General features: G+C 55.4%; 18 protein-coding genes. 8 read left to right on the top strand and 10 right to left on the bottom strand.

Going from position 1 to position 17914, the window contains the following annotated elements:
• Window positions 1-18 precede the first annotated feature (18 nt).
• The 7 genes from iolE to ACR0AK_RS14520 all read right to left on the bottom strand — a co-directional run bounded on the left by iolE (window position 19) and on the right by ACR0AK_RS14520 (window position 7970).
• Window positions 19-918 (bottom strand): myo-inosose-2 dehydratase, encoded by a 900-nt coding sequence (iolE, locus tag ACR0AK_RS14550; RefSeq protein WP_480793831.1) that lies wholly within the window; start codon window positions 916-918, stop codon window positions 19-21.
• Entirely contained in the window at window positions 915-2747 is a 1833-nt protein-coding gene (gene iolD, locus ACR0AK_RS14545) for a 3D-(3,5/4)-trihydroxycyclohexane-1,2-dione acylhydrolase (decyclizing) (RefSeq protein WP_480793830.1), read from the bottom strand. Before iolD ends, iolE begins: the two co-directional genes overlap by 4 nt.
• Before the next feature lie 82 nt (window positions 2748-2829).
• Window positions 2830-3648 carry an ATP-binding cassette domain-containing protein gene (locus tag ACR0AK_RS14540; RefSeq protein ID WP_170559426.1) on the bottom strand — a complete coding sequence of 273 codons (819 nt, stop codon included), beginning with the start codon at window positions 3646-3648 and terminating at the stop codon, window positions 2830-2832.
• A 1-nt stretch (window position 3649) separates the two neighbouring features.
• Complete coding sequence (locus ACR0AK_RS14535) at window positions 3650-4774, bottom strand: ABC transporter permease (RefSeq protein ID WP_170559424.1); 1125 nt, start codon at window positions 4772-4774, stop codon at window positions 3650-3652.
• An 82-nt stretch (window positions 4775-4856) separates the two neighbouring features.
• Window positions 4857-5798, bottom strand: a complete 942-nt coding sequence (locus tag ACR0AK_RS14530) for a sugar ABC transporter substrate-binding protein (RefSeq protein WP_170559423.1) — start codon at window positions 5796-5798, stop codon at window positions 4857-4859.
• Between the two features lie 136 nt (window positions 5799-5934).
• A complete protein-coding gene (iolG, locus tag ACR0AK_RS14525) occupies window positions 5935-6933 on the bottom strand; it encodes an inositol 2-dehydrogenase (RefSeq protein ID WP_480793829.1) in 999 nt (332 codons plus the stop codon).
• A 134-nt stretch (window positions 6934-7067) separates the two neighbouring features.
• Window positions 7068-7970 carry a LysR substrate-binding domain-containing protein gene (locus tag ACR0AK_RS14520; RefSeq protein WP_170559421.1) on the bottom strand — a complete coding sequence of 301 codons (903 nt, stop codon included), beginning with the start codon at window positions 7968-7970 and terminating at the stop codon, window positions 7068-7070.
• Window positions 7971-8142: 172 nt separating this feature from the next.
• Between ACR0AK_RS14520 and ugpB the strand changes: the two genes are divergently transcribed.
• The 8 genes from ugpB to ACR0AK_RS14480 all read left to right on the top strand — a co-directional run bounded on the left by ugpB (window position 8143) and on the right by ACR0AK_RS14480 (window position 15091).
• Window positions 8143-9453: a sn-glycerol-3-phosphate ABC transporter substrate-binding protein UgpB gene (gene ugpB, locus ACR0AK_RS14515; RefSeq protein ID WP_170559419.1), complete on the top strand. Its 1311-nt coding sequence runs from the start codon at window positions 8143-8145 to the stop codon at window positions 9451-9453.
• A 61-nt stretch (window positions 9454-9514) separates the two neighbouring features.
• Window positions 9515-10396 (top strand): sn-glycerol-3-phosphate ABC transporter permease UgpA, encoded by an 882-nt coding sequence (ugpA, locus tag ACR0AK_RS14510; protein WP_170415890.1) that lies wholly within the window; start codon window positions 9515-9517, stop codon window positions 10394-10396.
• A 20-nt stretch (window positions 10397-10416) separates the two neighbouring features.
• Entirely contained in the window at window positions 10417-11253 is an 837-nt protein-coding gene (ugpE, locus tag ACR0AK_RS14505; protein WP_480794522.1) for a sn-glycerol-3-phosphate ABC transporter permease UgpE, read from the top strand.
• A 3-nt stretch (window positions 11254-11256) separates the two neighbouring features.
• Window positions 11257-12312, top strand: coding sequence for a sn-glycerol-3-phosphate ABC transporter ATP-binding protein UgpC (gene ugpC, locus ACR0AK_RS14500; protein ID WP_480793828.1), 1056 nt, complete (start codon window positions 11257-11259; stop codon window positions 12310-12312).
• Entirely contained in the window at window positions 12312-13256 is a 945-nt protein-coding gene (locus tag ACR0AK_RS14495) for a glycerophosphodiester phosphodiesterase family protein (RefSeq protein WP_480793827.1), read from the top strand. Before ugpC ends, ACR0AK_RS14495 begins: the two co-directional genes overlap by 1 nt.
• A gap of 190 nt (window positions 13257-13446) precedes the next feature.
• Window positions 13447-13866 carry a hypothetical protein gene (locus tag ACR0AK_RS14490; RefSeq protein WP_480793826.1) on the top strand — a complete coding sequence of 140 codons (420 nt, stop codon included), beginning with the start codon at window positions 13447-13449 and terminating at the stop codon, window positions 13864-13866.
• On the top strand, window positions 13863-14393 hold the full coding sequence (locus ACR0AK_RS14485; protein ID WP_480793825.1) for a cupredoxin domain-containing protein: 531 nt from the start codon (window positions 13863-13865) through the stop codon (window positions 14391-14393). Before ACR0AK_RS14490 ends, ACR0AK_RS14485 begins: the two co-directional genes overlap by 4 nt.
• The gene (locus ACR0AK_RS14480; protein ID WP_480793824.1) at window positions 14390-15091 is read left to right on the top strand and encodes an RNA polymerase sigma factor; all 702 of its coding nucleotides are present in this window, start codon (window positions 14390-14392) and stop codon (window positions 15089-15091) included. Before ACR0AK_RS14485 ends, ACR0AK_RS14480 begins: the two co-directional genes overlap by 4 nt.
• Window positions 15092-15211: 120 nt before the next feature.
• On the opposite strand, the gene ACR0AK_RS14475 is transcribed toward ACR0AK_RS14480, so the two are convergent.
• The 3 genes from ACR0AK_RS14475 to ACR0AK_RS14465 all read right to left on the bottom strand — a co-directional run bounded on the left by ACR0AK_RS14475 (window position 15212) and on the right by ACR0AK_RS14465 (window position 17912).
• On the bottom strand, window positions 15212-16060 hold the full coding sequence (locus ACR0AK_RS14475; RefSeq protein ID WP_480793823.1) for an enoyl-CoA hydratase/isomerase family protein: 849 nt from the start codon (window positions 16058-16060) through the stop codon (window positions 15212-15214).
• Between the two features lie 85 nt (window positions 16061-16145).
• On the bottom strand, window positions 16146-16934 hold the full coding sequence (locus ACR0AK_RS14470) for an SDR family NAD(P)-dependent oxidoreductase (RefSeq protein ID WP_480793822.1): 789 nt from the start codon (window positions 16932-16934) through the stop codon (window positions 16146-16148).
• A 12-nt stretch (window positions 16935-16946) separates the two neighbouring features.
• Window positions 16947-17912 carry an LLM class oxidoreductase gene (locus ACR0AK_RS14465; protein ID WP_480793821.1) on the bottom strand — a complete coding sequence of 322 codons (966 nt, stop codon included), beginning with the start codon at window positions 17910-17912 and terminating at the stop codon, window positions 16947-16949.
• Window positions 17913-17914 lie beyond the last annotated feature (2 nt).

Below are 17914 nucleotides of genomic sequence, written 5' to 3'. Positions count from 1 at the left end.
TCACCCCGCTGGGGGTAGTTACAATTGGACCTCCAATCCTGACCGTCCACAGACGTCGAGAATATGCTCGTAACCTTTCTTGGAGTATTCATATGGCGGCGCCTTGGCCGGGTCCTGTTCGGCTTCGACAACGATCCAGCCGTCGTAGTCCATGGACTTGAGGGCATTCGCCACGGCCTGAAAATCGATACAACCATCGCCCGGCACGGTGAAAGCTCCGGCAACGACCGCGTCTAGGAAACTGCGGTCATTTTCTTTTACGTCCTGCACAATGGCCGGGCGGATGTCCTTGAAATGCACATGATGCACGCGATCGCCCCAACGGTTCAGCGTTGCCATCACATCGCCACCACCGAATAGCAGGTGGCCGGTGTCAAAACAAAGGTTCACCTCGGGACCTGAACCTTCCATTAGCCAGTTCACGTCATCCTCGGTCTCGATGATCGTGCCCATATGGTGGTGGTAGGCCATCGGCATACCTTGGTCGGCCATCCATTTGGCCAGTTCGGTGATTTTGGCTGCGTAGGCCGAAATCTCATCTCTGGACATTTTCGGACGCCTATTGACCGGTGTTCCAGCCTGACCCTGCACGGTGTTCGAGCATTCCGCATAGACGATGCAAGGGCTGTTTAAGGCGACAAACTGCTCAACCTGCTCCCGAACTGCTTCGCGTTCTGCCGCAAAATCATTGATCAGCGACTCGCCAGAGCACCATCCACCACAGAGCGCAATGTCATTGCCATCCAGATAGGCACGCAACCCTTCTGTATCGCTGGGCATCCTCTGGCCGCGCTCGACGCCGGTATAGCCAATCTCACGCGCCTCTTTCAGGGCCTGTTCCATCGTGTACGACGCCGTCAGATCCGGCAGATCATCATTCTGCCAGGCGATCGGAGAAATCCCGATTTTCACGCTCATTTCGTTTTTCTTTCCTTAATCGCCAGCTCATAGGCCGCGCGTTTTTCGTTCACTTCGGGGCGGATGCTGACCTCGGGAATCGCAACTTCCCACCACGTACCGCCGTATTCGGTCGACGGGTACGGATCGGTGTCGATGACCACCACATAAGGTCCTTTGACATCGCTACGTTTAGCCAGAGCGTCTTCCAGTTCGGCAATTGAGCTAACCTTGACCGAGGTCGCCCCCATCGCCGCAGCGTGCGCGGCAAAATCGATGGCCGAGGGGCTTTCATGCACCGCGTGATCCAGCAGATTGTTAAACTCGGCGCCACCAGTGCCCATTTGCAAACGGTTGATGCAGCCAAAGCCCCGGTTATCGGTGATCACCACGGTGAACGAGATACCCATCATCGCCGCCGAAGCCATTTCCGAATTCGCCATCATATAGGTACCGTCACCGGTAAAGCAGATCACGTCACGATCCGGCTGGGCCATTTTGATGCCCATAGCGCCCGCAATTTCATAGCCCATGCAGCTAAAGCCGTACTCCATGTGATATGCACCGGGACGCGGGGCTTTCCACAGCTTGTGCAGTTCTCCGGGCATGGTGCCCGCCGCGCACATGACAACAGTATCGTTGTTCGAAGCGCGCTGAACCGCGCCGACGACTTGCATATCGGTTGGCAGCGCATTGCCGTCGCCAGGGGCATCCGTCAACTTGTCAACCTTGCCATACCAATCAGCCTTAAGCGTATCCGCCACAGGATCGGCACGGTATCCTTGCAAAGCCGAACCCAGCTCCTCAAGCCCAACGCGCGCATCTGACTGCAGGGGCATCGCGCCGTGCTTTTCAGCATCATAGGCAGCGGTATTCAGGCAAATCATTTCGCGCTGTGGGTTCGAAAACAGACCCCACGAGCCGGTCGTGAAATCCTGTAGGCGAGAGCCAACCGCCAATACCAGATCAGCCTCAGCGCAGACCGAGTTTGCTGGTTCGCCGCCGGTCACGCCCACCGGTCCAAGGTTCAGTGGATGATCCCATGCCAGCGCGGATTTTCCAGCCTGCGTCTCAGTGATCGGGATGTTGTGCGTTTCCACAAAACTCTGCAACGCGTCCGTCGCGCCCGAATAGTGAACTCCGCCCCCGGCCACGATGACCGGGCGCTTTGCCGCTTTGATGGCCGCGACGGCGCGGGCCATTTCATCCTCATCCGGACGAACGCGGCGCTGATACCAGACGCGCGGCTCAAAGAAACTTTCAGGATAGTCATAGGCCTCGGCCTGAACGTCCTGACAGAAGGCCAAGGTCGCCGGTCCACAATCAGCGGGGTCTGTCATCGTGCGGAACGCCCGCGGCAACGCAGTCAGCAGGTGCTCGGGCCGTGAGATACGGTCGAAATACCGGCTGACCGGTTTGAAGCAATCATTGGCGCTGACCGTTCCATCGCCAAAGCTCTCGATTTGTTGCAGCACAGGGTCGGGGCCACGCGTCGCAAAGACATCGCCTGGAATGATCAGAACCGGCAAACGGTTCACATGGGCCAGCGCCGCGGCTGTCACCATATTCGTGGCGCCCGGCCCGATCGACGAGGTCACCGCCATCGCCCGCGTTCGCCGCATTTGTTTGGCGTAAGCGATGGCGCAATGTGCCATCGTCTGTTCGTTGTGGCCGCGATAAGTCGGCAGGCTGTCCTTGACGGCGTGCAATGCCTCCCCCAGCCCGGCCACGTTCCCGTGGCCGAATATTGCCCAGACACCTGCGATGAACGGCTCTCCGGCCTCGTTCATTTGCGCGCCCAAGTAGCGGACCAGAGCTTGCGCTGCGGTCAATCTGATAGTCTTGCCCATATTGATCCCTTTCAACTTGAGGCCACTCAGGCCAATTCGTTGAATACCAGTTTTTCGAAAGCTGGGTCTGCGCAGGATCGCGTCAGACCGTTCCGCCCAAAGACCCTTCCAGCTGAGCCAGTTCCTGACCACCCGCCATCAGGTCTTGCAGTTCCTCAGGTGAAATCTCGCCTCGTTTGGCCGTGCCCAAAGTTTGACCCCGGTTCAACACGGTAAACCTATCGCCGACAGCCAGCGCGTGACGAACATTGTGGCTGATAAACACCACACCCACACCCTGACTGCGCACTTTGTCGATGGTCGCCAGAACGTTCGAGGTTTGGCGTACGCCAAGGGCCGACGTCGGCTCGTCCAGGATCAGGATCTTAGCGCCAAAGTGCACGGCACGTGCAATCGCAACTGTCTGACGCTCTCCGCCTGACAACGTTCCCACAGCCTGATCGGGGCCACGCAGGTTGATGCCCATCTTACGCATTTCTTCCATGGTGATTTCGTCGGCAAGTTTCTTGTCGAAGAAATTGATCCCCGCGACCTTGCGCGTCGGCTCATTTCCCATGAAGAAGTTCCGACTGACACTCATCAACGGGATCATTGCCAGATGCTGGTGCACCGTCGCAATCCCCGCCGAAATCGCGTCGCGCGGGTCTTCGAAATGCATCGGTTTGCCTTCAAAGAAGATTTCGCCCGACGTTGGCTTGTGCACACCAGACATGGTTTTGATGAAGGTCGATTTGCCCGCGCCGTTGTCGCCCAGCAAACAATGGCATTCGCCGGGGTTCAGATCAAAACTGACCCCCGCAAGCGCAATGACTGAGCCAAAATGCTTTTGGATGTCGACCATGCGGATGATCGGCTCGTTGGCCTGCACATCGCCGTGATGGAATTTGGTATCTTCGGTCATCTCAGCGTTCTCCTGTGATGATGCGACGAATGTAGGTGTTCAGGATCACGGCGCCCAAAAGGATCACACCCAGGAACACCCTAAACAGCGAGCTTTCGACCCCCGCAAAGAACAGGCCCTGCTGTACGACGCCGAATATCAATGCCCCCAGCGCGGCCCCGAGAACCGAACCATATCCGCCGGTCAGGAGCGCACCGCCGATAACCACAGCGATGATTGCTTCGAATTCCTTGAGCAAACCGCGATCCGCCCCGGCCGAACCGAACTCCATCACCTGGCAAGTCGCAAAAACGGTGGCGCAGAAGGCCGTGAACATGAACATCAGTATTTTGACCCGGTTCACCGGTACACCCGAGTTCCGCGCAGCCTCGGCATCGCCACCTGCGGCGAAAATCCAGTTTCCGAACTTGGTCTTTGTCAGCAGCACGTGGCCAAAAATGATAATGACAGCAGCCCAGACCAACAGCATCGGAATACCATCGACGACGGGTTGACCTGCGCGTGTTCCACGCTCGAAGGTTTCGATCACGCCATTATCGCCCAGCCAGACAAATAATCCCTGCCCAACTTTGCCGCCGAAAAGCGAGGCTAACCAATCCCCCTCGGCCACGTCGCGAATACCACCGATGATGGTTTTGCGCTCGATCGTTTGCGGCAGATAGATAGTGAAACCGCGCAGGATAAACAGAAAAGCCAGCGTCACGATAAAACTGGGCAGCCCGGTTCGCACAACGATAAAGCCGTTGACCGCTCCGATTGCGACGCACAGCGCGAAGGTCACAATAATCGCCATCCAGACCGGCCAGCTGAGTGTGACCGAGAATATCGCGATCATCATCCCTGCGAACCCGATCATGGACCCGACGGACAAGTCAAACTCGCCAGCAATCATCAGCAGACATGCACCGACCGCGATGATCATGAATTGGGCAGAAACAACCGACCAGTTCATTACGCCTTGGGCGGTGAACATGCCGCTGTCAAAGGCGAACAGCAAGAAGAAGGTGAAAACTGCAACGGTACCAACCATACCGCCAAGTTCAGGACGTATCAGTGCCTGGCGCAGCGATGAGATCTCTTTGATCCGTTCGTCGCCGCCATTCGCGGGTTGCGCTGATTCAGCCATGGTTGCCTCTCCTCACGCGTTACAGAATGCTTTGAGTTTTATGCGGCGCGGACGCATGTCAGCGTCCGCACCGGTTTGAAGATCAGCGGTATTCGCCCGCGAACTCTTCGATCTTTTCCAACCCATCCGCGGTTACAAAACCGGGGCCCGAGTTGATGTTGTTACCCGGCAGAACGCCGTAGCGGTGGTAGTTGGCCATAACCACGACCGGCAGATAGGCCTGCAGGAAAGGTTGCTGGTCGATACCCCACTGGATAACTCCGCTTTTTATGCCCTTGACGATTTCACCACCCAAGTCAAAGGTGCCGAAATAGATGTCACCGGCCATGCCGTTTTCTTCCAGCGCCAGAATGGTCGGGTCGGCCGAAGTCGGGCCAAGCGTCAAAACCGCGTCGGTGTCGGGATTTGCCGACAAGTATGCCAAAACGCGGTTCTTGATTTCAGCCGGGTCCTGGCCCGCATCAATCATCTGTTCACCCAGCTCGATACCCAGACCGTCGGCAAAGCCCTGACAACGTTCCTGGCTGGACGGTTGCACGATGTAGTGGTTCACACACAGGAACGAACCGATGCCATCATCCTTGGCACGCTGCCCGGCGGCAAAACCTGCGTCATATTCCGGTTGGCCAACATACATCAGTGCACCGACTTCGCGCGCCTTTTCCGGAGTGCCGGTGTTCATGATGATGACGTCGATACCAGAATCCACAGCCGCCTTAATCGGGCCTTCCAGAATATCAGGGTCGGCCAAAGTGGTGATGATACCGTTGGGGCCCGAAGCCGCAGCCTGATCAATAATCCGCGCCATATCGGCGAGGTCACCTGTTGGCGGGTTACGATATTCGACCTCAACGCCCATCTGATCGCCCGCCAGGGCAATGCCGTTTTTAATGGTGTTCCACCAGCTGTCGCTGTCCGGAGCATGGCTGACCAGAATGTATTTTTCGCCTTCTGCGGCAACGCCTGTGGCGCCAGCAAAAGCGACAGCGCTGGCCATCAGCACCCCTTTTACGAACTTTTTCATTTCCATTCCTCCCAATAGAAAAGTCAAACTTGGTGCCGGGTCAGCCCGGCCATTCGGCTAAACCGAATCTCCTTTGCTCCGATCAGTGATCAGGCTTCCTTCAGTTTCCGGAAATCCGATCATTTTGCAACCGGTTTCAAAAAACCTCCTCAATCGCAACAGGCCGTCCGGATTGCGCCGAGCGCGTTGCAGCCTCGGCCATCGCCAAAGCAGCGACACCATCCCCGAGAGTTACCGGCACATCTGAACCGGACCGAATGGCACGCGTAAACGCATCCCACTCGGCGCGGTAAGCGGACATGTAGCGTTCAAGAAAGAAGTATGTTGGCTTCGCTCCGGTCACGCCGTCGGCGGTTGATTTAACAACTGAGTTTTCAAGAACATTATGCGCCTGCAAAAGACCCTGCGACCCAAGCAATTCGACCCGTTGGTCATACCCGTAAGATGCCCGCCTTGAGTTTTTGATAACCGCCAGACTGCCATCCTGGTAAGTCATTGTTACTACTGCTGTATCCACGTCACCGGCTCGCCCTATTTCCGGATCTACGACCGAAGTTCCCACGGCTGATATCGTGACAGGCATCCGCCCCATCAGGTAGTTGGACATATCAAAGTCATGAATCATCATGTCCCGGAACAACCCGCCCGATACCTTGACATAACTTATCGGAGGCGGCGATGGATCAAAGGACGTGATGGACAACAGTTCGGCTTTCCCGACCTCACCCGCATCAAAGGCAGATTTCAGGGTCTGGAAATTGGGATCGAAACGGCGGTTAAAACCAAGCATGACAGGTTGACCGGTCATGCTTGCAGTCTTTTGGCAAATCTTCGCTCGCTCAAGGTCCAGATCGACGGGTTTTTCGCACAAAACTGCTTTTCCGGCCTGAGTTGCTGCTTCGATCAGATCGGAATGCGTATCGGTCGGCGTTGCGATCAGAACTGCGTCAATCGTTGAATCACCAATAATCTCGTCTGAGCTTTGCACACTGGCCCCGTATTCAGCCGCCAAACCGGCGGCAGCGTCATTCACCGCGTCTGAAACAGCGGTCAATTCGGTTTCGGGATGGGCCGATATCGCCGCCGCATGCACGCGACCAATACGTCCGGCGCCCAGCAATCCGATCTTTAACATACGGTCCCCCGAATCAATTCTCAGGTGACACAATCATGATTTTTGCAACCGGTTGCAAGAATTAATTTCAGCGCTTCCGGAACTGACGACAGCTCTTTTTGAACACATCGGCAACGCGGTTTGAGTTCGCCTTATTAATCCGCCTTGAACGGCTCGAGGCTTTCGCGAAACTGTTCGATGAATTCCAGCGTCACCAGTGACGGTTGCTTCAGAATCGGGCGCACCAGTGAGAGGGTGTGCGGCAAAAATGGCTTGAACGGTCGATAACTCAGTCCCTGCGCTGTGTATTGGACGGCGTCCAATTCGCTCACGACGGAAACACCAACACCTTTTACAACCAATTCACAGGCCGCAGTGAATTGCCGGACTTCAATGTGGGAATTCAGTTCGACATTCGCATTTTGAAATGCCCGTGAAAGCCGTCCGAAAAAATCGCTGTCGCGTCGGGTGTGAATAATTTTACTATTCACAAGGTCCGCCGGTGTAACCTCGGAGAGGTCTTCCAATTCACTTCCGGCAGGAAATACGCAAACCGTTCGGACGTTGATATCCCAGCTTTCGACAGCGGGATGGCCGTTAAAGCTGTCTGTGATCCCAAAGTCATACTGTTCGCCGATCATCCATTCGAGAATGCGCTCGGGCCTGTCTGGCTCGATCGTCAAGGTAACGCCGGGCCGGTCTCTCAAGAACGTGGCGACAACGTCAGGCAAGTGGCTGGTGGCAAACCCGGGTAGGCAAGCAACACGGATGTGCCCTGCTTTGCGCTGTGTGATATCCTGACTGACGTCAGAGATTTGCCTCATAAGCTCGAGAACACGCTCAACGCTGGGCAAGAGATACCGAACCTCTTGCGTTGGCACCAACCGGCCCTCGCGGCGATCGAAAAGCTGAAACCCAAGTGACTTTTCAAGATCCGACAGCAGTCTGCTAACGGCTGGTTGGCTTACACCCAAATCTGCTGCTGCCGCTGTGACAGAGCCGTTGGTGGTTACAGCCATAAGGGCTTCTAGCTGCCGGACCCTAAGAATTTGACTCATTACCGATCCCAATCTACCGCCCCATCTCATAACATTATGTTATTTTTTTATCCAGTAAATTGGGCTTGAATTATATTTCTGTAACGTTAACGTCGTGAAATCGTCATGTGTGCCGTTTACCCGTTGCGGTCGGTATTCAACGAAGCATCGAACCTGATGCATGGGAGGAATCATGAAAAAGAATTTTCTCGGCGCTCTCGCCGTAACAACTGCATTGTCCCCAGTGGCGGCAATGGCGCAAACCGAAGTTCAGTTCTGGCATGCCTTTACTGGGCGTCTGGGCGAACTTGTGAAAGCGCAGGTTGAAGAATTCAACGCCAGCCAAGATGAGTTTGTCGTGGTCGAAAGCCACAAAGGCAACTACTCGGAAACCCTGAACGCGGGCATCGCCGCCTTCCGCGCCGGTGAACAACCCCACGTCCTGATGGTCTTTGAGGTTGGCACCGCTACGATGATGTCGGCCGAAGGCGCGATCAGGCCCGTCTATGAAGTGATGGCCGAAAGTGGCGCGTCATTTGATCCGGACGCATATATTGGCTCTGTCAAAGGGTATTATACGACCACTGACGGTGACATGCTTTCGCTGCCCTTCAACTCTTCCACACCGGTTCTGTGGGTCAACCGCGACGCGTTCGAAGCGGCCGGCGTTGATCCGGACACGGACCTGTCCACTTGGGAAAAAGTTGGTGACGTGCTTGAGCAGCTGAAAGCTGGCGGAGAAGACTGTCCGCTGGTCACTGCATGGCAAAGCTGGATTCACCTTGAAAACATGTCGGCCTATCACGACGTCCCGTTTGCCTCACAGGATAACGGCTTTGCCGGTCTGGATACCGAGCTGATGCTGAACGGCCCGGCGCAAGTGGCGCACCTGACCGCTATGGGTGACTGGGCCAAGGATGGCAAATTCATCTACACTGGTCGCAGAAATGAGGGCGGCGCGAATTTCCGGTCGGGTGAATGCGCCTTGTTCACCGAAAGCTCTGCCGGATACGCGGGCATCAAAGCAGAGGCCGAGTTTGATTTCGACGTGCGTCCCCTGCCCTATTGGGAAGCTGTCACCAGCGAGCCGCAAAACACCATTATCGGTGGTGCATCCCTTTGGGTTATGGAAGGCCATGATCCCGAAGAATACAAAGGCGTTGGTGAATTTCTGAGCTTCCTGTCCTCGTCCGACGTTCAGGCCAATTGGCACCAGAACACGGGTTATCTTCCGATCACGGCTGAAGCTGGTGAGGTGACCCGAGCAGCGGGCTTCTATGACGAAAACCCCGGCACTGACATCGCAGTTATTCAGATGACCGCGAAAGAGCCGACTGCGAACTCGAAGGGTCTGCGCCTGGGTTCCTTTGACCAAATCCGCGGCATCATCGACGAAGAGCTCGAGGCCGTCTGGTCCGGTGAAAAGACCGCTCAGGAAGCGATGGACAGCGCAAAAGAGCGCGGTGACGCGTTGCTTCGCCGGTTCGAATCCGCCAATCAATAAGGTGTAACTTCATGCGGGCCCCATCCGGGCCCGCATTTTCTTTCTTCGGTGGATTTTCTGGATGGAAAAACGCGTCACTTTTCGCGGCTGGCTGTTGCCATTGGCGCTGATCGCCCCTCAGGTCATCATCTCCGCCGTCTTCTTCTTTTACCCCGCTGGGCAGGCCGTTTGGCAGTCCCTGTTCATACCTGACCCATTCGGCCTGTCATCTCAGTTTGTGGGGCTGGGAAACTTTGAATTTCTGCTCAGTGACAAGTACTACCGCGCGTCTTTCGTCACAACGGCCGTGTTTTCGACGCTTGTAACACTCTGTTCGATGATCCCTGCGCTGTTTTTGGCAGTCATCGCGGACCGGCTGATCAAAGGGTCGGGAGTCTATCGAACACTGCTGATCTGGCCTTATGCCGTTGCCCCTGCCGTGGCCGGTGTGCTGTGGCTGTTCATGTTCAATACACGGGTCGGTGTGGTATCATGGTACCTTAGTCAACTTGGCTATGACTGGAACCATGTCTTGAACGATACCGAAGCTATGGGGCTGGTTGTCGTCGCCTCAGCCTGGGGCCGCATCAGCTATAACTTCCTGTTTTTCTTTGCAGCGCTCCAATCCGTGCCCCGATCCGTAATCGAAGCGGCGGCGATTGACGGCGCGCATTTCTGGCGCCGGTTCTTCACGATCGTATTGCCGCTGTTATCCCCGACAGCCTTCTTCTTGCTGGTAGTCAACGTAGTTTACGCCTTCTTTGAAACCTTCGGCGTTATCCACACGATCACTGGCGGCGGCCCGCAACAGGCGACGACGATTCTTGTCTACAAGGTCTTCTCAGACGGGTTTGTCGGGCAGGACCTTGGCTCATCCTCGGCACAATCGGTCATTTTGCTGATCGTGGTCGGCCTGCTGACCGTGATCCAATTCAAATACGTGGAAAAGAGGGTGCATTACTGATGGCGGCCCAACAACACGGAATGGTCGAGAAACGCGGCGCGGGCATCTGGTTGACCCATGTATTCATGATCCTTGGTGTTCTGATCATCTTTTTTCCGATCTGGCTGGCCTTTGTGGCCTCGACCGTCACACAGGCAGACATCGTCTCGCCGCCTATGCCCGTTGTGCCGGGCGATCAGTTTTGGGTGAATTACAAAGCAGCGTTGTTCTCGGGCATAAACGTGCCCGTCGCGACGATGTTGTTCAACAGTCTGGTGATGGCCATTGGCATTGCTGTAGGCAAAATTGTCATTTCGCTGCTGTCCGCTTTTGCAATCGTTTATTTCAAGTTTCCGGGCCGGACGACGTTCTTTTGGCTGATTTTCCTAACCCTGATGCTGCCGGTCGAAGTGCGGATCGTTCCAACGTTCGAGGTTGTGGCAGGGTTTGGCATGCTCAACAGCTACTATGGACTAATCTTTCCTTTGATCGCTTCAGCAACGGCAACATTCCTGTTCCGTCAGTTCTTCCTGACGATCCCTGATGAACTGGCCGAAGCTGCCCGCGTGGATGGCGCGCGACCGATGCGGTTCTTCATCGACATCGTGGTGCCCATGAGTCGAACCAATATCGCCGCGCTGTTTGTGATCCTGTTTATCTACGGCTGGAACCAATACCTGTGGCCGCTGCTGATCACCACCGATCCAGAAATGAACACCATCGTGATGGGAATCAAACAGATGTTCCCGTCTGGCGATGATTTTGCACATTGGCCAACGATTATGGCCACCTCAATTCTGGCGATGATCCCGCCTGTTATCGTGGTGGTGTCGATGCAAAAGCTCTTTGTCCGCGGCCTAGTCGATAGCGAGAAGTAGGAAATGGCAACAGTAACCCTAGAAAATGTCAAAAAGAGCTTCGGCCCGACGGATGTGATCCACGGCATCGACATAAATATTGCGGATGGCGAGTTCATCGTGATCGTTGGCCCATCAGGATGTGGAAAGTCCACACTTCTGCGCATGGTTGCGGGCCTTGAAACCGTGACGGACGGTGAAGTTCGAATTGGCGAAGAACGGGCCAACGAGAAAGAGCCGATGGATCGCGACATCGCCATGGTGTTCCAGAACTATGCGCTTTATCCGCATATGTCGGTGCGTCAGAACATGGGTTACGGGCTGAAGATCGCCGGGTTGCCCAAAGATCAGATCGATCAAAAAGTGACCGAGGCAGCAAAGCTGTTGCAGTTGGAACCTCTGCTGGACCGCAAGCCCAGACAGCTATCAGGCGGTCAGCGTCAGAGGGTCGCTATGGGACGTGCCATTGTCCGCGAGCCGGCTGTTTTCCTATTTGATGAGCCGCTTTCGAACCTGGACGCCAAACTGCGGGTTCAGATGCGCTTGGAAATCCGTGAACTTCAGGAAAAGCTAGGAGTCACCTCTCTGTATGTTACGCATGACCAGGTCGAAGCCATGACGATGGCGGACAGGATGATCGTGATGAATGGCGGTATCGCCGAGCAGATCGGGACACCACTGGAAGTATACGAAACACCCAGAACTCTGTTCGCGGCGCAATTCATCGGTAGCCCAGCGATGAACGTGTTTGATGCCCGGCGCGAAAACGGGACGGTCAAGATCGGAGATGTTGAGATCGGCACATCCCCGGGGCCTGATATCAAGATAAAGTTAGGGGTAAGACCAGAACATCTTTCGTTAGATGAAAATGGCCCGCTGGAAGCTGCGATTCAGATGGCAGAACCATTGGGGGCAAACACACTTTTGCACGGCCAGTTGATGGGCTCTGGCGGCGCGATCACGATAAGTCTTCCGGGAGTCCACCCAATCGAAGGCCGACATCCGAACATGCGGTTTTCGGTTGCCTCAGAGAACATGCACCTGTTTGATCACTCAACCGGCGAAAGGCTGGAGGGCTGATGACGTTTCCACAGGTCGAGGCCTTTCGTGGCGGTGACAACCTGATCCGGGTTGTGGGGCATCGAGGTGCCCGAGGCATTCTACCTGAAAACAGCATGATTGGCTTTGACTTCTCACTGTCGATCGGCGTTCCACTCCTTGAGTTTGATGTTGTCCTTACGGCAGATGACGTGCCGGTCATAACCCATAACCACCGGCTGCACGCTCCGACTTTTCGTGACGCCAATGGAAGGTTTTTGGTGGGAGAAGAGCCAAAGGTTTCCTCGCTGACCGTTGACCAGATCCAACAATTCGACATCGGACGATTGGACGGGCATTCCGCCTACGGTCGTCGCTTCCCGGATCAGGCTCAGATGGATGGTGTTCGGGTTCCGAGGCTATTGAACTTGCTGGAACTGGTCGCTGACCCAAAATACGCCGATGCCTGTCTCATGCTCGAACTGAAGTCGGATCCAGACTTGGCCCACGACGCATCCTATAGACAGAAATTCGTAAAGTGCGTGCTGCAAGAGCTACACACGACAAGCATGTCGTCACGCGCAGTCCTGCACAGCTTTGATTGGAATTTGTTGGAGGAATGCCAGCGGCAAGCTCCCGATATGCCATCTTCCTACCTGACTCAGTTACCAGATAATGCGGACGATATAGGCGAAGACTCTTCGAAAGCGGTCTGTCCGGACTTTCGCGGCCGTCACGATGAAATTCCAAAGTTGGTCAAGGAAGCTGGTGGCGCGCTTTGGTGCCCGTACTTTGCGGATGTGACTGCGGAAAGCGTGGCTATTGCCAAAAAGCTGGGCCTGTGCGTCGCTGTGTGGACCGTCAATGAAAACGACGAGATAGGCAGGATGATTGAGCTGGGAGTGGATTCAATCGTGTCTGACTATCCTGGACGGGTGCAAAGGCATCTGTCGGATTTGGGTATGAGGTGGAGTGCCACCCAGTAGCTTAGCCAGCCTTGGCGTGAGTGTCCCAAACACGTTCCTGATCGCCAGGTTTCCCTTTTCATCTGACCACAGCACTGTTGGCTAACAGAAAATCACGAAGAAACTTGGGAACCTTTTCACCCGTAACGCATCCAATAACACAGGTGCCAATTTTGACGCGCCGGATGTGAACTTTGGAAAGGACAAGCCCATGACTAAGCTTTCTATGTCTGCAATCGGACTATTGTTCGTCTCTGCAACGCTCGCCAATGCGCATGACGAAAAAGCTCTGATGAACACGCCCGCCGGTGATCCTTATGTGAAAGTAAGCGACGTACTGCCACTGCCGGAATTTATCCCCGGCCTCGGCACGCTGTTTGTAGACCCCGCCACCCTGCCCGCCGGTCCGTTTCTGGCCTACGATCGCGAAGGTCAGTTGTCAGCTACGGTCTATATGACCCCGCTCGACGATCTGCAGAACGGGGTTTCGTTCAACGGGCTCAATCTGGGATCGCACACCGTCAGCTCGACAGATGTGTACTTCAATGCCGGCCACCCCGGAGTTGAGAAACCCCACGCTCATGTTGTTCTGTTCCACGATGAAGGAGCAAAAGAACGGCTGGCCGAATGATCTGTACAAGACGTCAAGCACTGTGGCTCGCAGGTGGCACAATTGCCTCCTGCGCAGTCTCGCGATCATCGGGTGCGCAAACCCTAACCAACATTGATATGCGCGGCAGCGCGCGTGGCCAGGTGGTTTGGTTTGATCCCTTCGGCCTTTCTGTAACTCCGGGCTCTACCATCCGTTTCACCAACTGGGACCGTGGAAACAGCCATACAGTGACCACCTACCACCCCAAATTTTATGACCGAATGCGCCGCATTCCAGCGGCGGCGGAACCTTGGGATAGCGACTTTTTGCTGCCAGACGAGTTTTTCGAGGTCACGCTGACGGTTCCCGGCGTGTACGATTACTATTGCTTACCGCACGAGATGGCGGCGATGGTCGGCCGCATTGTGGTTGGAACTCTGGCCGATGCGGGTTGGGAAGGAAGCTCGAAAGATCGGACTGACGTGTCAAATCAGGTTCTGGCAGTCTTACCATCGGTAGAGGATATCATCGCGAAAGGTACCATCAAGCGGAAGAACGGATCATGACGATCGGGACAAGTCGCAAGTCAGAAGCAAAAATTGAAACGGAAAAATCCGAAGCAGAGCTAGTGGACGACGCCCGGAACGGAAGCGAATTTGCTGTCCGCGAACTTGTCCGACGCCTGAACCCCCGTCTGTTCCGAGTAGCCCGCGGAATCGTTGATACAGACGCCGAGGCAGAAGACGCACTGCAAGAGGCTTATATGTCAGCTTTCAGCAAATTGGACAGTTTTCAGGAACGCGCGAGCTTTGCGACCTGGGTTACCCGGATCGTCATCAACGCCTCGCGCATGCAACGCAGGCGTATTCGTTCAGAAGAAGTGTACGATACCGTTGAGGAACCCCACCAGTCGCGGGTCCTGACTTTTCCCGGTCAGAATGCAGAACTGCCCGATGCCGCCTTAGGCCGCGCACAACTCCGCGGGCTATTGGAAACGGCGGTTTCCGAACTGCCACCCGATATGCGTCTTCCGTTTCTTTTACGTGAATCCGAAGATATGAGCGTGACGGCCATCGCTCGTGAGCTTCAGATCAATCCGATCACCGTAAAAACGCGCCTTTTCCGCGCGCGCCTCCGGCTCCGCTCAGCGCTGGAACGAAAGGTGCAGGGTGGTTTTGAAACGATCTTTCCATTCGGTGGCAAGCGGTGCGCAAATATGGCAAGCCGCGTGATCGGGTGCTTGCGGGCTGACGGCAAGCTCTAAATGCCAACTGGCCAGCGATCATTGATTAATAAGGAGCGGATAGTCTGACTAATCGCCAACCCTGCCACAATGACCGGCCACCCAAGACAAGGAGCAGCCGGTCAAACGATCCATCAGTAGTTAGCCAGTGATCTCCTGCACTTTCATGACAAGCTCACCCCAATTGCGTTGGTTTTCGATGTCATGCTCCAAACCCTGTTCGTCGGCGATCGTGAAACGCTTGATCGCGGGCGTCTTGCTCGTCGCTTGATAGAGCCAATAGGCTTCGGCTTTCAGAGCTTCGGCAATGGGTTTGTCAATGGATTCATAAACCATCTGCTTGCACGCGTTGATCGATTCAGCCGGGAATTGAGCGATGCGTTTTGCCAGCGCATCGACATAAGGACCGATCTCATCGGGCTCCAAAGCTTTGTTGATTGTCCCCATGCGTTCGGCATCTTCTGCATCATAGTCCTGCGCACTTAGGATAATTTCAAGCGCACGACCAAGACCGGTCTGGCGGGCCATCCGGGACGCGCCGCCGCCACATGGCAAGATGCCCATGCCAACTTCCATCTGCATGAACTTGTACTTCCCACGCGCGGCAAACCGCATGTCCAGCGCAAGCGCCAGTTCATGCCCACCGCCACGCGCAAAACCTTCCAGTTTTGCTATCGTCGCCTGCGGAACTTTGCTGAGGCGCTCGCAAACGGATTGCAGGTCCAGCAATTGGGCATCTTCGCGTGAAACAGCCTCAGTCGACATATCTTTGAGAAGCTCGGTGTCATAGTGGCAAACCCAGATTTCGGGATTTGCGGACTGGAAAACCACAACTTTAGTGTCCCGGTCCCGTTCCAGCCGCATTGCAAGGCTGTTGAGGTCGGCCAACATCTCCTGGCCCTGAACGTTTACCGTTCCGAAATTGAAGGTCACGGTCGCGATTGCGTTTTCCACATGGACATCGAAGGTTTGGAAGTTCTCGTATTTCATCGGACAGTCCTTTCTTGGCCCTCGGCAGCAAAGATGCGAGGGGTTGGGTTGAAACAAATGGAGTAACGCGTCGATGGCGCGCGGGTTAACTTTGCCGGCGCGTAATCGCTTGAATTGCGTTCATCACATCCATTGAGTGCTCGGCGTTCTGGGCTGCTGGGTGCGGATCGGCGAACGCACCACTGTCATTGTCGTAATAACGTCCCGACGCGCCTGAGAACTGTTCGCTCAACGCTGCATCGATCAGGATGTCTGCGCCGATGTTGAGGTCGTTGCCTGCAACGCCGAAGCCATCCTTGACCATCTTTGAGGCAAGCAGCGAACCTGGATTTACAGCAATCATGGCGGGGCCTTCCGGCAACGCCTTGGCCCATTCGCGCGTCCATATGGTGATAGCCAGCTTGCTTTGGGCATATGCATCCATATCAGACAGGGGCGTATTGCCCTGTATGGCACGCAGGTTCACCGGTGCTTGAGCCGCCGACGAAAGGTTCACGACACGGCCGGATTTAGGCATCATCGGCAACAGCAATTCAGTCAGCAAGTACGGCGCAAACGTGTTGACGACAAAGCGGATATCAAGCCCGTTCCCCAGCACCGGTTTCGGAGCCTTCAGCACGCCCGCGTTGTTGATCAAAACATCCAGAGTTTCGTGTTTTTCCCGGATTGCACCAGCAAGCGAAACCACTTCCGACAAGTCAGAGAGATCAGCAACGTATGTCTCTGCTTCGCCGCCCACCTCTTCAAGGGCAGCTTCCAGCTTTGACCCGTTCCGACCATGTAGAAGAACCCTGTGGCCGTCAGCCGCAAGTTTTTTGGCCGTGAGCAGCCCGATACCATCGGTCGCGCCCGTGACAAGAATGGTCTTGGTCATGTGGATATTCCTTTATGAAAAGTCTGGCAGAAGATCATCGGCCAGACGTTTTAGCGTCGTGTCGATGGGGTTTTGGTTAAATCTCAGGTTCAGGGCTACGTGGTTGACCCCCAAAGCTTCAACCTCGCTAAGGTAGCGGCGGAGGAAATTCGAACCGGATCGGAAACCCAGATGTATCGGTCGCGCGGGGGCGTCAGGGTCATCAAGCAGATCGACATAGAGCGATTGCATGACCGGTTTGTCCGGTTGCCTCATCTGCGCCAGTTTATCCCGGTATTCTGCCACGACGCGCGTTTGTGATGCGATATCCCTTGGATAGGTCATCCAACCGTCGCCGTTCTGTGCCACCCAGTCGGGGGATTGCTGGCTGCCTCCTGTAATTAGCAGCGGCAAGCGCGCACCCGCAGGTTTCGGCAAAAGGTCAATTCCGCCGGAAAGATTGCCCTGCATGCTTGCATGATTGGGATAAGGTGCGCCAACCGCGCGGATATAGTCGATGCTGTCGCGAAACCGCTCCCCACGATCCGAGTAGGTTTGGTTCATGGCCGGATATTCTTCCGGCCGATCGCCGGAAGCCACACCCAACAGCAGCCGCCCTCCCGACAACACATCCGTCGATGCAGCAGCTTTTGCGACGTGTGCTGGATGGCGCAAAGGCAAAACGATGCTTGCTGTTCCAAGTGCTATACGATCCGTCACAGATGCCAGCGCACCCAAATAAACAAAAGGGTCCAAGATCTGCCCCGGATCGCCAAAACTTGGCACGTTGAAGGGCACATCCCGCAGCCAAAGCGCTGAGAAACCCTGACGCTCGGCTAGTTGAGCCGCTTCAATGTGACCTGTCATGGTCGGTTCTGCGCCGACCGCGTAGGCTTCCAAAGGCAGAACGAGCCCAACGCTCAGCCGATTGGGGCGAAACACTTGGTTGAACCCGTGGTTGATCGTGGTAAATGCCGCAGTCTGAGTCTTGTCGAACATAC

It is taken from the genome of Ruegeria sp. BI12 (genome assembly GCF_056537985.1).
The sequence above is the reverse complement of the archived record's forward strand: the minus strand, read 5'-3'. Positions and strand labels throughout refer to the sequence as shown.

What these genes read in the sequence shown, in the direction of transcription:
- iolE (WP_480793831.1), bottom strand. Translation starts at nt 918, where the DNA reads ATGAGCGTGAAAATCGGGATTTCTCCGATCGCCTGGCAGAATGATGAT.
- iolD (WP_480793830.1), bottom strand. Translation starts at nt 2,747, where the DNA reads ATGGGCAAGACTATCAGATTGACCGCAGCGCAAGCTCTGGTCCGCTAC.
- ACR0AK_RS14540 (WP_170559426.1), bottom strand. Translation starts at nt 3,648, where the DNA reads ATGACCGAAGATACCAAATTCCATCACGGCGATGTGCAGGCCAACGAG.
- ACR0AK_RS14535 (WP_170559424.1), bottom strand. Translation starts at nt 4,774, where the DNA reads ATGGCTGAATCAGCGCAACCCGCGAATGGCGGCGACGAACGGATCAAA.
- ACR0AK_RS14530 (WP_170559423.1), bottom strand. Translation starts at nt 5,798, where the DNA reads ATGAAAAAGTTCGTAAAAGGGGTGCTGATGGCCAGCGCTGTCGCTTTT.
- iolG (WP_480793829.1), bottom strand. Translation starts at nt 6,933, where the DNA reads ATGTTAAAGATCGGATTGCTGGGCGCCGGACGTATTGGTCGCGTGCAT.
- ACR0AK_RS14520 (WP_170559421.1), bottom strand. Translation starts at nt 7,970, where the DNA reads ATGAGTCAAATTCTTAGGGTCCGGCAGCTAGAAGCCCTTATGGCTGTA.
- ugpB (WP_170559419.1), top strand. Translation starts at nt 8,143, where the DNA reads ATGAAAAAGAATTTTCTCGGCGCTCTCGCCGTAACAACTGCATTGTCC.
- ugpA (WP_170415890.1), top strand. Translation starts at nt 9,515, where the DNA reads ATGGAAAAACGCGTCACTTTTCGCGGCTGGCTGTTGCCATTGGCGCTG.
- ugpE (WP_480794522.1), top strand. Translation starts at nt 10,417, where the DNA reads ATGGTCGAGAAACGCGGCGCGGGCATCTGGTTGACCCATGTATTCATG.
- ugpC (WP_480793828.1), top strand. Translation starts at nt 11,257, where the DNA reads ATGGCAACAGTAACCCTAGAAAATGTCAAAAAGAGCTTCGGCCCGACG.
- ACR0AK_RS14495 (WP_480793827.1), top strand. Translation starts at nt 12,312, where the DNA reads ATGACGTTTCCACAGGTCGAGGCCTTTCGTGGCGGTGACAACCTGATC.
- ACR0AK_RS14490 (WP_480793826.1), top strand. Translation starts at nt 13,447, where the DNA reads ATGACTAAGCTTTCTATGTCTGCAATCGGACTATTGTTCGTCTCTGCA.
- ACR0AK_RS14485 (WP_480793825.1), top strand. Translation starts at nt 13,863, where the DNA reads ATGATCTGTACAAGACGTCAAGCACTGTGGCTCGCAGGTGGCACAATT.
- ACR0AK_RS14480 (WP_480793824.1), top strand. Translation starts at nt 14,390, where the DNA reads ATGACGATCGGGACAAGTCGCAAGTCAGAAGCAAAAATTGAAACGGAA.
- ACR0AK_RS14475 (WP_480793823.1), bottom strand. Translation starts at nt 16,060, where the DNA reads ATGAAATACGAGAACTTCCAAACCTTCGATGTCCATGTGGAAAACGCA.
- ACR0AK_RS14470 (WP_480793822.1), bottom strand. Translation starts at nt 16,934, where the DNA reads ATGACCAAGACCATTCTTGTCACGGGCGCGACCGATGGTATCGGGCTG.
- ACR0AK_RS14465 (WP_480793821.1), bottom strand. Translation starts at nt 17,912, where the DNA reads ATGTTCGACAAGACTCAGACTGCGGCATTTACCACGATCAACCACGGG.